The sequence below is a fragment of the Pseudarthrobacter sp. CCNWLW207 genome, from assembly GCF_037203945.1.
GTDB lineage: Bacteria > Actinomycetota > Actinomycetes > Actinomycetales > Micrococcaceae > Arthrobacter.
The window spans coordinates 30,321-43,960 of record NZ_JBBCBS010000017.1; the positions used below are offsets into that span (position 1 = coordinate 30,321).

The window sequence follows — 13,640 nt, forward strand, 5'->3', positions numbered from 1 at the left end:
ACCGCAATTCCGTCCGGTACATTTCCGTGCATTTAACGTTACGGCCGCCACTCAGGCCAGGGAATGCCGCTCCGGTACCGGTTGGGACAAGAGTTGGTCACGCCGGAGGCCCCTTTGGCCCGGCGACTCACGGAGCCATAACGAATGCCCCGGATACCTTGCGGTAGACGGGGCATTCGGTATCTGTGGGGCTTAGGCTGCGGGGCGTGCAGCGGCGAGGGCATCAAAAACGCCCTTGATCTGCTCGACAACCTCGGCGTCATCCTTCGGGTGCAGTTCTGCGAAGCGGACCATGGAACCGGGGACTGCCAGCTTGACGTCCTCAAGCACCTGTGCGCCGGCGATGCCGACAGCCTTGCGTGCCTCATCCTGGGCCCATACCCCGCCGAACTGGCCAAAGGCGGTACCGACGACGGCGGTGGGCTTGCCTGCCAGGGCACCGGCACCGAACGGGCGGGACAGCCAGTCGATGGCATTCTTGAGCGACGCCGGCACGGTTCCGTTGTGCTCGGGCGTGACCAGCAGGAGGGTGTCGGCTTCGTTGGCGGCGGCGCGCAGGGCTGCAGCTGCGGCGGGAACCTGGCCTTCGACGTCGATGTCCTCGTTGTAGAACGGAATGTTGCCGAGGCTGTCGTGGATGACCACGTCAACCTGCTCGGGCGCGTTCAGCCGGATGGCCTCGGCGAGCTTCTGGTTGGTGGATTCGGCGCGGAGGCTGCCGACGAGGGTAAGGACGGTGCTCTTTGACATGGGGACTCCTGGGTCGGGGCTGCGGCGGGTCCGCAGGCTGGCTGGAAAACTCAGGCTGTTGGGGCCTTCACGATCTAAACGGACTACGGTCCGGATAATATTCCCGGGGTCTAGAATGTGGGATGTGAGCTTCATCCCATTGCGTCCCGGATCGTTGTCCGGACCGGTCACCGAGCGCAGCGATGCTGCCCGGAACCGTGAGCGCCTGCTGGGAGCCGCCCGCGAACTTATCGATGAATGCGGTGCGGACGGACTCACCATGGACAGGCTGGCCGAGCGCGCCGGCGTGGGCAAGGGAACCGTGTTCCGCCGGTTCGGCAGCAGGGCCGGCCTGATGATGACACTTCTCAGTGACGCCGAAGCTGAATTCCAGGCCCGCTTTATGTTCGGGCCGCCGCCCCTGGGTCCCGGCGCCCCCGGCCTGGAGCGGCTCATAGCCTTCGGTTCGGCCCGCATCGCCTATGTGCTGGAATACGGGGAGCTTGCCCGCGCTGCCGATGAATCCGCCTACAACCGCTTCGACGTCCCGGCCGCCGTCCTCTGGCACAGGCACATCGAACTGCTCCTCCGTGAGGAGGGCATGGACGCGGACCCCCGCCTGATGGCCATGGCCCTCAGTGCCACGCTGGACCCGGAGCGGCTGTTGCACGCGGTCCGGGTGCATGGCATTGAGCCCGAGCGGCTCGCCGAGTCCTGGCGTGAGCTCGTCACCCGTGTAGTGCGTGGGGCGTAACCCGCCCGGCCCGATTGATGCGTCTGTCAAATCAGTTCCACTGAATTATTCATAACGATTCGATACGGCGTGGGGCATTCCCGTCCGTTTGGTCGCTTTTTGACAGGATCTGTGTGGTAATTTCCTGTGGAATGTGACCCGCAACATAGTCCACCAGGACCAAGCCGGCAACGGTGCGGGAAGCCAGCTACCCGCTGGTGAGGAACCCGGAAGTGGCGGCGCATCCCCTGCCTGGCCGGGGACGACGGAAGGATCAAGCTCGTGATAGCAGTTACGGCCAACGCCCCGGAGCCAGCGCGCCGGAGTTCCCTGACACAACAGGTCGAGCAACCGGTAGCGGCGATACAGAAGTAGCTGGCACATGCTCCGGTACCTCGCCAAGCGCGGAATCACCTATGTTTTTATGATCTTCCTGACCACTTCGGCCGGGTATTTCCTTGCGGTCAGCTCCCTCAAACCCGCGCTGCTGGAGCAGGAAAGAATCCCGCGCCCCACTCCAGAGCAGGTCGCCAACTCCATGCGCCTCAAGGGACTGGACCCGGACCTTAGCCCCTGGGAGCGCTACGTAGAGTGGCTGACGGGTATCGTGACCCGCTGGGACTGGGGCCGCAGTCCCAACGGCGCGTACATCAACGCCGAGTTCGGCGATCGCGTGTGGATCTCCACACGGCTCTTCCTCGCCTCCATCGTCCTGACGCTCGTGATCGGCGTCGCCCTCGGTGTGTACTCGGCGGCCCGCCAATACAAGTTCCAAGATCGCGTCATCACCTCGTACAGCTACCTTGCCTACATCGTGCCGGCGCCAATCGCCTACTTCCTCGTGCAACTCGGTGCGATCAACATTAACGAAACCGTCGGCGAGCGGATCTTCTTCGTCACCGGCATCTCGACGCCAGGCATGGAACAGGGCTGGGCGCAGTTCGTGGACATGGTGGCCCACTACGCGGTGCCCACCGTCGCCATCACGCTCGTGGGGTGGGGCTCTTACCAGATCGCCCAGCGGCAATACCTGCTGGATAACGTCAACGCCGACTTCGTCCGCACGGCCCGCGCCAAGGGCCTGACCCGCAACCAGGCCATCTCACGGCACGCCCTCCGGGTCTCCTTCATCCCGGTTGCGCAGAGCATTGCCTTCACCATTCCGGCCATCTTCGCGGGCGGCTTCTTCGCCGAGAAAATCTTCGCTTGGCCGGGGGTTGGCTCCTGGAGCATCGACGCCATCTCCCTCCAGGACGTAAACGCCGCCACGGCAACGCTTGCTTATGGCTCAGTCATTTTCGCCCTCGGCGCCATCCTGGCGGACTTCGCCACCACGCTTGTTGACCCGAGAGTGAGGGTGCAGTAGCCGTGACCAACCTCAATGCCGTCGACCCGGCAGCAGTAGCGCAGGACGCTCACCTGGAAAGCGCCGACGCGGTCATCGGCAAATCCACCATTATCTTCCGCCGCTTCATGCGGAACCGGACCGCCGTGGCGGGCCTCATCATTTTCCTTGGCCTCACGCTCTTCTCCTTCGTCGGCGGGTACTTCACACCCTGGGACAAGGAGACCATCGACCCCTTCAACATTGGCATGCCACCCTCCGGGGACCACTTCCTGGGCACTTCCCAGGCCGGAATCGACCTCTACGCCATGACTGTGGAGGGCACCCGGATCTCCATCATGATTGGCTTGATTGTTGGGCTGGTGTCCGTCCTGGTCGCCGCCGTCTACGGCTGCACCATGGCCTACTTCGGCGGAAAAGTGGACAAGGTGATGCTCTTTGTCCTTGAGGCGCTCATCATGATGCCTGCCCTGCTGGTGGTGGCTGTGGCCACGAGCGGCGGAGGGGACGGGTTGAAAAAGAACCTGCCCAGCTGGCTCCTCCTGATCATCGTGCTCCTGGTCTTCAGCTGGATGGGCACCGCCCGGCTTATCCGGTCCCTGTCCATGTCTCTGATGCAGCGGGACTTCGTCAAGGCCGCCCAATACATGGGCGTCCCGCCCCGCAGGATCGTGTGGCGCCACCTGGTTCCCAACATCGGATCCTTGCTGGTCCTGGACATCACCCGCGGTGTCACAGGTGCCATCCTGGCCGAAGTTGCGTTTTCCTTCATCGGCATCGGCATCAAGGTCCCCGATGTAAGCCTGGGAGTATTGATCGGTGGCGCCACGTCCCAGGTCCAGACCTTCCCCTGGATGTTCTGGGTCCCGCTGACGGTGATGTTCCTGCTGACAGGCTCCCTTGCCATGATGAACGACGGCCTGCGGGACGCCTTCGACCCCAGCTCCAGTTCCGTCGGCAAGGCCACGAAGAACAGGACCCCCAAGGACAGCGCGAAGAACAGCGTCAAGGAGCCGGCGAAATGAGCAGCGAAACGTACCTCGAACCGGCCGATCCCACACAATCCGCCGCCGAACGCCTCCAAGTCGCCGGCCTGTATTCGCCGTCGGACGCTGTCCTGTCGGTTCGTGACCTGAACGTCCGGTTCAACTCCGAGAACGGGGTGGTGCACGCGGTCCGCGGCGTCGACTTCGACCTGATGCCGGGCAAGACCCTGGGGATCGTGGGCGAATCCGGTTCCGGTAAATCCGTCACATCGCTGGCCATCATGGGCCTCCTGCCTCCCACGGCTCAAATCGCTGGGTCCGTGCGGCTGATGGGAAAGGAACTGTTGGGCCTCAGCGACAAGGCGATGTGCGCCTACCGCGGCAATGACATCGCCATGGTGTTCCAAGATCCGCTCTCCTCCCTGACTCCGGTCTTTACGGTGGGCACCCAGATCATCGAGGCCCTCACCATCCACAACCCCACGATGAGCAAACAGGCCAAAGAAGCCCGCGCCGTCGAACTTTTGGCCATGGTGGGGATCCCGAGCCCCAAGGACAGGCTCAAAGCCTTCCCGCACGAGTTCTCCGGCGGCATGCGCCAGCGCGTGATGATCGCCATCGCGATCGCCAACAACCCCCGGGTGCTGATCGCGGATGAGCCGACGACGGCGCTGGACGTCACCATCCAAGCCCAGGTGCTGGAGGTGCTTCATACGGCGCAGGAGGAGACCGGTGCCGCCGTCGTGATGATCACCCACGATCTGGGTGTGGTGGCGGGCATCGCCGACGACATCATGGTGATGTATGCCGGCCGGCCCGTCGAGACCGGGCACGTGGATGACATCTACTACGACCCGAGGATGCCTTACACCATGGGCCTCCTCGGGGCCGTGCCGCGCGTGGACGTGGCCGAGAAGACGTCGCTGGTCCCCATCGAGGGCATCCCGCCCAACCTCATCCACACGCCCACCGGCTGCTCGTTCGCCCCGCGGTGTCCGCTGGTCACAGATGCCTGCAGGGCCGGGGAACCGGAACTACTCCCTGCTGCGGGCCACGCCGGACACAAAGCTGCCTGCATCAAGTCCGATGCCTTGGGTGGGGACACCGACGTCCTGGAAATCTTCTCGGCACCACCGGTGCCCGTGTCCCGCTTCGATGCCATTCCCCGTGCGGAACGGGCAACGGTGCTGGAACTCAAGGACGTGCGCAAGCACTTCCCGCTCACCAAGGGTGCCCTGCTGAAGCGGCGCATCGGCACCGTCAAGGCCGTGGATGGCCTGAGCTTTGATATCCGCGAGGGCGAGTGTTTCTCCATCGTCGGGGAGTCCGGCTCCGGAAAAACCACCACGCTCCTGGAAATCATGGAGTTCCACAAGGATCAGGACGGCGAGGTGGTGATCGGCGGCCTCAGCAATAAGGAAGCCACCACCGGCAAGGCCAAGAGCGCCATGCGCCGCGAACTGCAGATGGTGTTCCAGGATCCAACCGGGGCCCTGGATCCGCGGTTCACGGTCTATGAGGTCCTGGCCGAACCGCTGCAGAACGCGGGCTTGGACAAGCGGGCCATCATGAAGCGGATCATGGAGCTGATGAAGCTGGTGGGGCTGCAGCCCGACCACGTCAACCGGTTCCCCAACCAGTTTTCCGGCGGCCAGCGGCAGCGTGTGGGCATCGCCCGCGCCCTGGCCGTGAACCCGAAACTTGTGGTCCTCGATGAGCCCGTATCCGCTCTGGACGTGTCCGTCCAGGCCGGCGTCATCAACCTGCTGGACCAGCTGCGCGCCGAGTTGGGCCTCAGCTACCTGATGGTTGCCCACGACCTCTCCGTGGTCCGGCACATCTCCAACCGGGTGGCCGTGATGTACCTGGGCAAGATCGTGGAGATCGGCGAGGTGGACCGCGTCTTTGACAACCCCCGCCATCCGTACACGCGGGCGCTGCTGTCCGCCATACCGGTCCCGGATCCCCAGCTGGAGCGCACCCGGGAGCGCATCATCCTCCAGGGCGACCTCCCCTCGCCCCTCGATGCGCCCAAGGGCTGCAACTTCGCAACCCGCTGCCCCGTCTTCGCGGCGCTTCCCGCGGCGAAGCAGGAGAAATGCCTCACGCTCGAACCGCCGCTGGAAGCTGTTCCGGCTTCGGCCGCAGCACAGGCGCTGGAAGCTGGCTGGCTGCCTCCGGTGGACCAGCAGTTCGCCTGCTTCTTCCCGGACGGTGAGCTGGACGAGGACATGCTGGTGGTCCACGAAACGGCGGAACCCCATGCACCCTAGATTTTTTCGACCCATCACAAGCACCACCACTCGCACCAATGAAGGGAACACCATGAAGAATCTGACCAGGATTGGGGGAGCGGCGGCTGTAGCTGCCGCTCTGGCGCTCACGGCCTGCGGGGGCGGTGGCACACCCACGGGACCGGAAACGGCAAAGGGGCAGGAGGCTGGCAGCGACCTCTCCAAGCTCATAAGCATCAACGAGAAGCCTGCCGCGGATCTTGAGCCCGGCGGTAAGGTGACCTTGCCGCTGGGGAGCATCGGGCCGGACTTCAACGGGTTCTCCAACAACGGCAACAGCTCTGACAATTCCGCCCTGCAGATCCCCATCAACCCGGTGGCCGTGAACAGCGGCGGCATCGGCGGCTGCTGGAAACTGAACTTTGTGGGCAAGGCAACCCCGAACAAGGACTTCTGCGAGTCGGTGGAGAGCGAAGTTGTTGATGGCAAGCAGACTGTCACCATCAAGGTCAACGACAAAGCCACGTACAACGACGGCACGCCGATCGACATCAAGGCCTTCAAGAACACCTGGAACATCCTCAAGAGCCCGGATGCCGGTTACGACATCGTCAGCTCCGGGGCCTACGAATTCATTGAATCCGTCGAAGCCGGCAGCAGCGATAAGGAGATCATCGTCAAGACCAGCCAGCCGGTCTATCCGCTGGACTCGCTGTTCTTCGGCCTGATCCACCCGGCCGTCAACACCCCTGAAATCTTCAACGAAGGCTTCGTGGGCGAAATGCACCCGGAATGGATGGCTGGCCCCTTCAAGCTGGACCAGTACGACGCCGCGGCCAAGACCGTGACTCTCGTTCCGAACGAGAAGTGGTGGGGAAACAAGCCGGTCCTGGACAGCGTGGTCTTCCGCCAGCTTGAAACCAGCGCGCAGATCGCCGCCTTCAAGAACGGTGAAATCGACGCCATGTCGGCCAACACGATCGCCCTGTACAAGCAGCTGGAGGGCACCAATAACTCCGAGGTCCGCCGCGGCCAGCGCCTTTTCGCCGGCGGCATGAACATCAACGCCCAGAAGATCACCGACGTCGCCGTCCGCGAAGCCATCTTCGCCGCCGTCGACCGCGAAGCGCTCCGCAAGGTCCGCTTCAACGGCCTGAACTGGGAAGAACCCAGCTCCGGCTCCATGATGCTCCTGCCGTTCTCCGAGTACTACCAGGACAACTACCCCGTGAAGGAAACCGGCCCGGACGCTGCCAAGAAGGTCCTGACCGACGCCGGCTACGCCCCGAACGCTGCCGGAATCATGGAGAAGGACGGCAAGCCGGCTGCCTTCAAGATCAGCAACTTCGGTGACGATCCCACCACCCTGGCCTTCACGCAGACCCTGCAGAAGCAGCTCCAGGCCGGCGGCATGGATGTTGGCATCGACCAGCGCGCCTCGGCCGACTTCGGCAAGGTCATTGGTGGCCGAGACTTCGATATGAGCGTCTCCGGCTACACGGTTGGCCCGGACGCCACGGACGCCGTCAAGCAGTACTACGACTCCAAGGTCAACGAGAACGGCCTGGGCGACGCTGAACTGGACAAGAAGATCGCCGACCTCGCCTCCATCGAAGACAACGCCGAGCGCAACAAGGCGGCAATGGAAGTTGAGAAGGAGCACATGGCGAAGTACTTCTCCATGGGTGTCGTGATGAACGGCCCGCAGATCTCCTTCGTCCGTAAGGGCTTGGCCAACTACGGCCCGTCCCTGTTCCAGAGCCTGTCGCAGGTCCCGGACTGGACCACGCTGGGCTGGGAAAAGAAGTAACACCCCCTCCAACGCTCTCTCACTTCCGGTCGGTCGCCCGGCTGGAAGTGAGGGAGCGCTTGGGTTTAACACACGGGAAGTGAGAGAGCGTGCGGGTAGCGTAGCCCTATGACCGGAACTGTTGATGAACGCACCATCCGCACCGCCGTCGTCGGCTTTGGACTGTCAGGGAGCGTCTTCCACGCGCCGCTGATCGCGGCGGACCGCCGCTACTCGCTGGACATCGTTGCAACATCCGACGCCGGGCGGCAGGCTGCCGCAGTCGAGCGGTATCCAGGCGTCAAAACAGTGCCCGACGGCGACGCTGTGCTTGCGCTGGCCGGGAACCTTGACCTGGTGGTGCTGGGGACGCCTCCCGCCACGCACTTTCCGCTGGCGAAGGCCGCCCTGGAAGCCGGACTCGATGTGGTGGTGGACAAGCCTTTCGCTGTCAGATCGTCCGAAGGGCAGGAACTGATCGCCTTGGCGGAGCGGCTGGGACGGGTTCTCACGGTCTTCCAGAACCGGCGCTGGGACGGGGATTTCCTTACAGTCCGGAAGTTGTTGGCCGGGGAGGCACTTGGAAGCGTGACCCGCTTCGAATCCAGCTTTGAACGCTGGTCCCCGGACATCTCAAAAGCATGGAAGGCCAACGCCACAGCAGCCGATGGCGGTGGTGTGCTCTTTGACCTCGGCACGCATCTCATCGACCAGGCCCTCCTGCTGTTCGGCCCGGCCACGGTGGCCCACGCGGAGCTGCATGCGCGGCGGCCGCACGAGAAAGTGGACGATGACGTCTTCCTTGTCCTCAGCCACGAATCCGGGGTGACCAGCCACCTGAGGATGAACATGCTTTGCGCGCAGCAGGGCCCCCGGTTCCGCATCCTCGGATCCTCGGGAGCATTCACCAAGCACGGGGTCGATCCACAGGAACCGTATATCGTGGCCGGCGGCAGCCCGCTGGACGAGGAGTTCGGGCTGGAGGCGCCGGAATGGGCCGGCGTCCTGGGCCGCGACGGACACCTGGACGCGCTGCCCACCGAACGCGGCGCCTACCCCGAGTTCTACAGGATCCTCGCGGACAAGATCCTCGACGGCGGCACAGCCTCAGCCCGCCCCCTCCCAGTAGACCCCACCGGCCCGGTAGAGGTCCTCAAACTAATAGAAAAAGCACGCGAACTGGCTTAAGGGCAATCGACTGCTCCGTAACTGCCGTTCTGGGGGTCCAAAAGGGCGGCTACGGAGCAGTCGATGAGGTTACGCGGAGACCAGTTCGTGCCAGTCCGCCACGAGGGGCAGGTTGTGGGCTTCTGACACGGAGTGGTGCGCCACGTGGCCGGCGGCGATGTTGAGGCCGGCGGCGAGGGCGGGGTCGCGGTCGAAGGCGGCCTTGACGCCCAGGTTGGCCAGTGCCACGGCGTACCGGAGGGTGACGTTGGTCAGGGCATACGTGGACGTGTTCGGGACGGCGCCGGGCATGTTGGCCACGCAGTAGAAGATCGTGTTGTGGACCTTGTACGTGGGTTCCTGGTGCGTGGTGGGGTGGGTGTCCTCGAAGCATCCGCCCTGGTCCACGGCGATGTCCACAAGTACGGAGCCGGGCTTCATCCGGGCGACGAGTTCGTTGCTGACCAGCTTGGGTGCCTTGGCACCGGGGATCAGGACGGATCCGATGACGAGGTCGGCGTCGACCACGGACTTTTCGATCTCGTACTTGTTGGACGCCACGGTCTTCAGGCGGCCCTGGTACTGGGCGTCAAGCTCGCGGAGCCGGTTGATGTTGATGTCCAGAATGGTGACGTCAGCGCCCAGGCCCAAGGCCATGGCTGCTGCGTTGGTTCCGGCAACGCCGGCACCGAGCACAACCACCTTGGCGGGACGGACACCGGGGACACCGCCCAGGAGCACGCCTTTGCCGCCTGCCGGTGCCATCAGCGATGTTGCGCCCACCTGCACGGAGAGCCGGCCGGCGACCTCGGACATCGGGGCCAGCAGCGGCAGGGTCCGGCCTTCCTGGACGGTTTCGTAGGCGATGGCGGTGACGCCGGAGTTGATCAGCTCCCGGGTCAGTTCGGGCTCTGCGGCGAGGTGGAGGTACGTAAAGAGGATCAGGCCCTTGCGGAAGCGGTGGTATTCCGCGGCGATGGGTTCCTTGACCTTCATGACCATGTCGGCGCGGGCCCAGACGTCGTCGGCGGAGGCTACGATTTCGGCCCCGGCGATGGCGTATTCCTCATCGGTGATGCCGGAGCCAACGCCTGCACCGCGCTCCACCAGCACCGTGTGCCCGTGCGTACGGAATTCGTTGACGCCGGCCGCTGTGATGGCCACGCGGAATTCGTTGTTCTTGATCTCTTTGGGGACACCGATGATCATTGTGGGCTCCATTTTCAGGGCCCGAAGGCCCTTGCATTGCGGGGAAAGTTGTTGATTCCAGAATAAATCCGGTTGTGAGGCAGGTGACACGAATCCGGCGAGACGGCACTGTGGCAGCCGCGCCATTCCGCGGATTTTTGAAAACACGGCTCGACATTTGTCCAGCGTGCAAGCGTCAGGTGTCGCCTCGTGTCCGTTCGCGGCAACACCCGTCCCGGCAGTACTGTTGGCCCATGCAGCAGCAGGATGTCGAACAGCTCGTGGAGCGCATCGCGCAGAAGCTCGGGCGGGGGCTTTCGTTGGAGGACCTGGACGGGCTGCTGCTCGCGTACAGCTCCAACCAGTCCCACGCCGACCGCGTCCGGGTCAACTTCCTGCTGAGCAAACGCGTCCCCGTGGACGTCAGCGCCTGGCAGCTTTCGCACGGTATTTCGACGGCGGTCCGCCCCGTTGTGATCCCCGCTAACCCAGAGCTGGGCATGCTGGGCCGGGTCTGCGTGCCGTTGATGGTGCGCGGTTTCCGGGTGGGCTACTTGTGGGTCCAGCAGGACTCGGAGGATGAAAACCCGACGGCGATCCTCACCCAACTGCCGGAAGTGAACCACGAAATCGAGATGCTCTCCGGCCTGTTGCTGGATTCGAACACGGCTGAATCCGAGTTCCGCCGCGGCCGCGAACGCGAATTCCTGGCTGCCTGTTCCGGCGAGGCGAACGCTGTGGCGGCTGTTGCGGGATGGAAGGAGATTCAGGGCAAGGGTCCGTGGCAGATGGTCACGGTCCTTGACTCCGACGGCTGGGCCGGAGGGCCGGACCCCATCGCGTCCACCCTGATCCACCGGTCGGCGGCACTTCAGGCCACCATCGGGGTGGACGTGGCCCTGTTCAGCGCGGGCACCGAAACGCATTCCGTGGTGCTGTTCAAGGAGTCCACGGGCCGCGCCAACCATGCCCAGGTGCTGGTCCACTATCAGCTGGAACTGGCCAAGCGCTCCGGCCGCCCGGTGCACCGCATCATCCTTGGAATCAGCGAGGGATTCGCCCGGCCGAGGGGTTTCGCAGAGGCGTACCGGCAATCCAAGCTGGCCGCGCAGGCAGCAGCGGTGGATCCGCAGCTGGGTGAGCTGGTGGACTGCCGGGCCACCGGGGTCTACCAGCTGCTGGCATCGGCCGGCGGCGGGGCGGGCGCCTGGACGGATTCCGGGTCGGTCTACTTTCGAATGCTGGAGGACCACGACCGAAACGGTGAACTGATCCCTGTCCTGGAGCTGCTGTACGACAACGACGGAGCAGTGCAGGACGTGGCCGATAAACTCCATTTGCACCGCAGCAGCATCTACAACCGGCTGGGCCGTATCCGGGCCCTGCTCGGGGTGGACCCGCTCAAGGGCCTGCCCAGGCTGGAATTGCATGCTGCCCTGAAGATGCGCCGGTGGGCGGCCCGGCCCAGGATTTAGGCGGCGTTACCTTCGTGTTTGGAGGGTTCGTCAGGTGCCATCGATTGGTCCTGGACGGCGCGCTGCGGAATGTCCTGGCGGGTGGCAGGAGCAGCTTCACGGCCGGACTCCAGGGACGTTGCCTGGTCCAGGGAAGCTGCCTGCTGCAGGGTCAGGGTTTCTTGAATTCCCATTGCTGCGCGGCGGCGCTTGGAGATTGCGCTGTCAGCCCACATGGCCACGGCGACGAAAACTACGCAACTGGACATCACCACCGCAGTGTTGTTCAGCCTCATGGCGGATCCCAGCATGGCAGCAACCAGCATGGCGGCAATGCCCGCCACCACGTGCAACCCTCTGAAATTCGCCACAAATCAAGCCTAACCCCGGCAGTCAGCCTCTTTTAAGGGCTCGCCAAGATCGTTGCTTGATCCTTATCACTCCGTCATTCTGGGGCGCGCGGGCCGTCATTTTCGGTGGCCTGCCGCTTCGCCTGGTCCGTCTTCTTCTGTTCTTCCAGCCAGGCTACGATGGCCGCCCGCCGGATCCTGCGGTGCGTGCCCCGGTATTCCACAGGTATTTCGCCGCGATCGGTCATATTGCGCAAATACGTGTGGGAGATGCCGGCCAGTTCCGCCGCCTGGGAGGTGGTAAGCATTTCCTCCACGCTGCTGACGGCCACTGCCTCACCCCGGCTAAAGCGGCTGAGAAGGTCAACGACGGCGTCCCGCGCCTGGGGCGGAAGTCGGTGGACCGTGCCGTCCACAAAGACTGTGATGTCGTGGCTTCCCGCCAGTGCCCGTTGCAGATTCTCAGCGTCCTCGACCGGGAGGCCGGCGGTCATCCGGGGAGCTATCAATGCCATGGGCAACAGCCTAACCCGCTGCTGCGGACCCGGTGGCGGTATGCTCGCCTGATGAAACTAGGTGATGGCCGGGAGGTCACGTCGGGCGGCCTCACCGGACGGCTGTACGCTTCGGCAACGCGACACGCCAGCGGACCCGCCGCCGAAAATGGAAGCGGGAACAGGCCCACCTACGTGCTGCTGCACGGCATCGGTGTTTCCCACCGCTACTTTGCACGTCTACACCATGAGCTGGCCCTGGTGGCTGATGTCTACACCTTGGACCTCCCCGGCTTCGGCGCCGCGCCCAGGCCCGGCCGCCAGGTGCCCGTGGGGGAATATGCTGCGTTTGTCAGCAGTGTGCTGGCTGGCGCCGGGGTCCGGTCCTGCATGCTGGTAGGCCACTCCATGGGCACGCAATACGCGGTGGAGCTTGCCCTCCAGGACCCCGGACTGGTCGCTGGCCTGGTGCTGATGGGCCCGGTGGTGGACAGCACCAGGAAATCGGTGCCGCTCCAGGCGTTGGCCCTCACACGTGATGCGGTGTTCGGCGAATCCGTGTCCTCGAATGTCATTGTCTTTGGGGACTACTTCCGGACCGGCCTGCGCTGGTACCTCACACAGCTGCCTGTGATGATGGACTATCCGCTCGAATCCAGGATCCAGGGTGTCAGCCAGCCTGTGCTGGTGATGCGCGGAGCGAAAGACCCCGTGGCCCGGCGCGGGTGGTGCGAACGGCTCGCCGCCCAGGCGCCACAAGGCAGCCTGGCGGAGATACCCGGGGTGGGGCACGTCCTTCAGCACACGGCGCCGGGAGCCACGGCCGCCGCGATCAGCAGCTGGGTCCGGGCAGTCGACGGATTCGGTGTTACCGCCTGAGCACTACTCGGCGTCGAGATCCGTTTCCAGGAGCTTGACCAAGGAATCGAGTGCGGCATCCGCCCCGTCACCTTCGGCCCGGAGCACCACGACGTCGCCCTTGGCCGCACCGAGCGTCATCAGCGACAGGATGCTGGAAGCGTCCAGCGCCTCATCCGCCGGCTCACCCTGCATGGCGATGGTGACCTCCACTCCGACGTCGCCGGCGGCCTCGGCAAAGAGAGCGGCCGGACGGGCGTGCAGGCCTGAGCGGCTGGCAATGGTGGCGATGCGTTCGGGCATTTTTATTCCT

13 protein-coding genes are annotated in these 13,640 nt (G+C 64.3%); 8 read left to right on the forward strand and 5 right to left on the reverse strand.

What is annotated here, in order from left to right:
* Positions 1-192 precede the first annotated feature (192 nt).
* A complete protein-coding gene (locus tag V9L17_RS19990; protein WP_337348687.1) occupies positions 193-750 on the reverse strand; it encodes an NAD(P)H-dependent oxidoreductase in 558 nt (185 codons plus the stop codon).
* Positions 751-874: 124 nt separating this feature from the next.
* Between V9L17_RS19990 and V9L17_RS19995 the strand changes: the two genes are divergently transcribed.
* From V9L17_RS19995 to V9L17_RS20020, 6 genes are all read left to right on the forward strand, one after another.
* The gene (locus tag V9L17_RS19995) at positions 875-1,483 is read left to right on the forward strand and encodes a TetR/AcrR family transcriptional regulator (RefSeq protein WP_337348688.1); all 609 of its coding nucleotides are present in this window, start codon (positions 875-877) and stop codon (positions 1,481-1,483) included.
* 361 nt (positions 1,484-1,844) lie between these two features.
* On the forward strand, positions 1,845-2,828 hold the full coding sequence (locus V9L17_RS20000; protein WP_337348689.1) for an ABC transporter permease: 984 nt from the start codon (positions 1,845-1,847) through the stop codon (positions 2,826-2,828).
* 2 nt (positions 2,829-2,830) lie between these two features.
* Positions 2,831-3,832, forward strand: coding sequence for an ABC transporter permease (locus V9L17_RS20005; protein WP_337348690.1), 1,002 nt, complete (start codon positions 2,831-2,833; stop codon positions 3,830-3,832).
* On the forward strand, positions 3,829-6,066 hold the full coding sequence (locus V9L17_RS20010) for an ABC transporter ATP-binding protein (protein WP_337352637.1): 2,238 nt from the start codon (positions 3,829-3,831) through the stop codon (positions 6,064-6,066). Before V9L17_RS20005 ends, V9L17_RS20010 begins: the two co-directional genes overlap by 4 nt.
* A 52-nt stretch (positions 6,067-6,118) precedes the next feature.
* Positions 6,119-7,837, forward strand: coding sequence for an ABC transporter family substrate-binding protein (locus V9L17_RS20015; protein WP_337352638.1), 1,719 nt, complete (start codon positions 6,119-6,121; stop codon positions 7,835-7,837).
* Between the two features lie 108 nt (positions 7,838-7,945).
* Positions 7,946-9,004, forward strand: coding sequence for a Gfo/Idh/MocA family protein (locus V9L17_RS20020; RefSeq protein ID WP_337352639.1), 1,059 nt, complete (start codon positions 7,946-7,948; stop codon positions 9,002-9,004).
* Positions 9,005-9,073: 69 nt separating this feature from the next.
* Here V9L17_RS20020 and ald read toward each other — a convergent pair whose 3' ends face one another.
* A complete protein-coding gene (gene ald / locus V9L17_RS20025) occupies positions 9,074-10,192 on the reverse strand; it encodes an alanine dehydrogenase (protein WP_337348694.1) in 1,119 nt (372 codons plus the stop codon).
* 233 nt (positions 10,193-10,425) lie between these two features.
* On the opposite strand from ald, the gene V9L17_RS20030 reads away from it, so the two are divergent.
* A complete protein-coding gene (locus tag V9L17_RS20030; protein ID WP_443198052.1) occupies positions 10,426-11,646 on the forward strand; it encodes a PucR family transcriptional regulator in 1,221 nt (406 codons plus the stop codon).
* Here V9L17_RS20030 and V9L17_RS20035 read toward each other — a convergent pair.
* Positions 11,643-11,996, reverse strand: a complete 354-nt coding sequence (locus tag V9L17_RS20035; RefSeq protein ID WP_337348695.1) for a hypothetical protein — start codon at positions 11,994-11,996, stop codon at positions 11,643-11,645. The two genes, V9L17_RS20030 and V9L17_RS20035, sit on opposite strands and share 4 nt — an antisense overlap.
* Positions 11,997-12,070: 74 nt before the next feature.
* The gene (locus V9L17_RS20040; protein WP_337348696.1) at positions 12,071-12,490 is read right to left on the reverse strand and encodes a helix-turn-helix domain-containing protein; all 420 of its coding nucleotides are present in this window, start codon (positions 12,488-12,490) and stop codon (positions 12,071-12,073) included.
* A 51-nt stretch (positions 12,491-12,541) separates the two neighbouring features.
* Between V9L17_RS20040 and V9L17_RS20045 the strand changes: the two genes are divergently transcribed.
* Positions 12,542-13,348 (forward strand): alpha/beta fold hydrolase, encoded by an 807-nt coding sequence (locus V9L17_RS20045; protein ID WP_337348697.1) that lies wholly within the window; start codon positions 12,542-12,544, stop codon positions 13,346-13,348.
* A gap of 3 nt (positions 13,349-13,351) precedes the next feature.
* Here V9L17_RS20045 and V9L17_RS20050 read toward each other — a convergent pair whose 3' ends face one another.
* A complete protein-coding gene (locus V9L17_RS20050; RefSeq protein WP_131135386.1) occupies positions 13,352-13,630 on the reverse strand; it encodes an HPr family phosphocarrier protein in 279 nt (92 codons plus the stop codon).
* Between the last annotated feature and the right edge of the window lie 10 nt (positions 13,631-13,640).

Excerpts from the sequence above, each read along its gene's own strand:
- V9L17_RS19990 (WP_337348687.1), bottom strand. The coding sequence starts at position 750 with ATGTCAAAGAGCACCGTCCTTACCCTCGTCGGCAGCCTCCGCGCCGAA.
- V9L17_RS20000 (WP_337348689.1), top strand. The coding sequence starts at position 1,845 with ATGCTCCGGTACCTCGCCAAGCGCGGAATCACCTATGTTTTTATGATC.
- V9L17_RS20010 (WP_337352637.1), top strand. The coding sequence starts at position 3,829 with ATGAGCAGCGAAACGTACCTCGAACCGGCCGATCCCACACAATCCGCC.
- V9L17_RS20015 (WP_337352638.1), top strand. The coding sequence starts at position 6,119 with ATGAAGAATCTGACCAGGATTGGGGGAGCGGCGGCTGTAGCTGCCGCT.
- V9L17_RS20020 (WP_337352639.1), top strand. The coding sequence starts at position 7,946 with ATGACCGGAACTGTTGATGAACGCACCATCCGCACCGCCGTCGTCGGC.
- ald (WP_337348694.1), bottom strand. The coding sequence starts at position 10,192 with ATGATCATCGGTGTCCCCAAAGAGATCAAGAACAACGAATTCCGCGTG.
- V9L17_RS20030 (WP_443198052.1), top strand. The coding sequence starts at position 10,426 with ATGCAGCAGCAGGATGTCGAACAGCTCGTGGAGCGCATCGCGCAGAAG.
- V9L17_RS20040 (WP_337348696.1), bottom strand. The coding sequence starts at position 12,490 with ATGGCATTGATAGCTCCCCGGATGACCGCCGGCCTCCCGGTCGAGGAC.
- V9L17_RS20045 (WP_337348697.1), top strand. The coding sequence starts at position 12,542 with ATGAAACTAGGTGATGGCCGGGAGGTCACGTCGGGCGGCCTCACCGGA.
- V9L17_RS20050 (WP_131135386.1), bottom strand. The coding sequence starts at position 13,630 with ATGCCCGAACGCATCGCCACCATTGCCAGCCGCTCAGGCCTGCACGCC.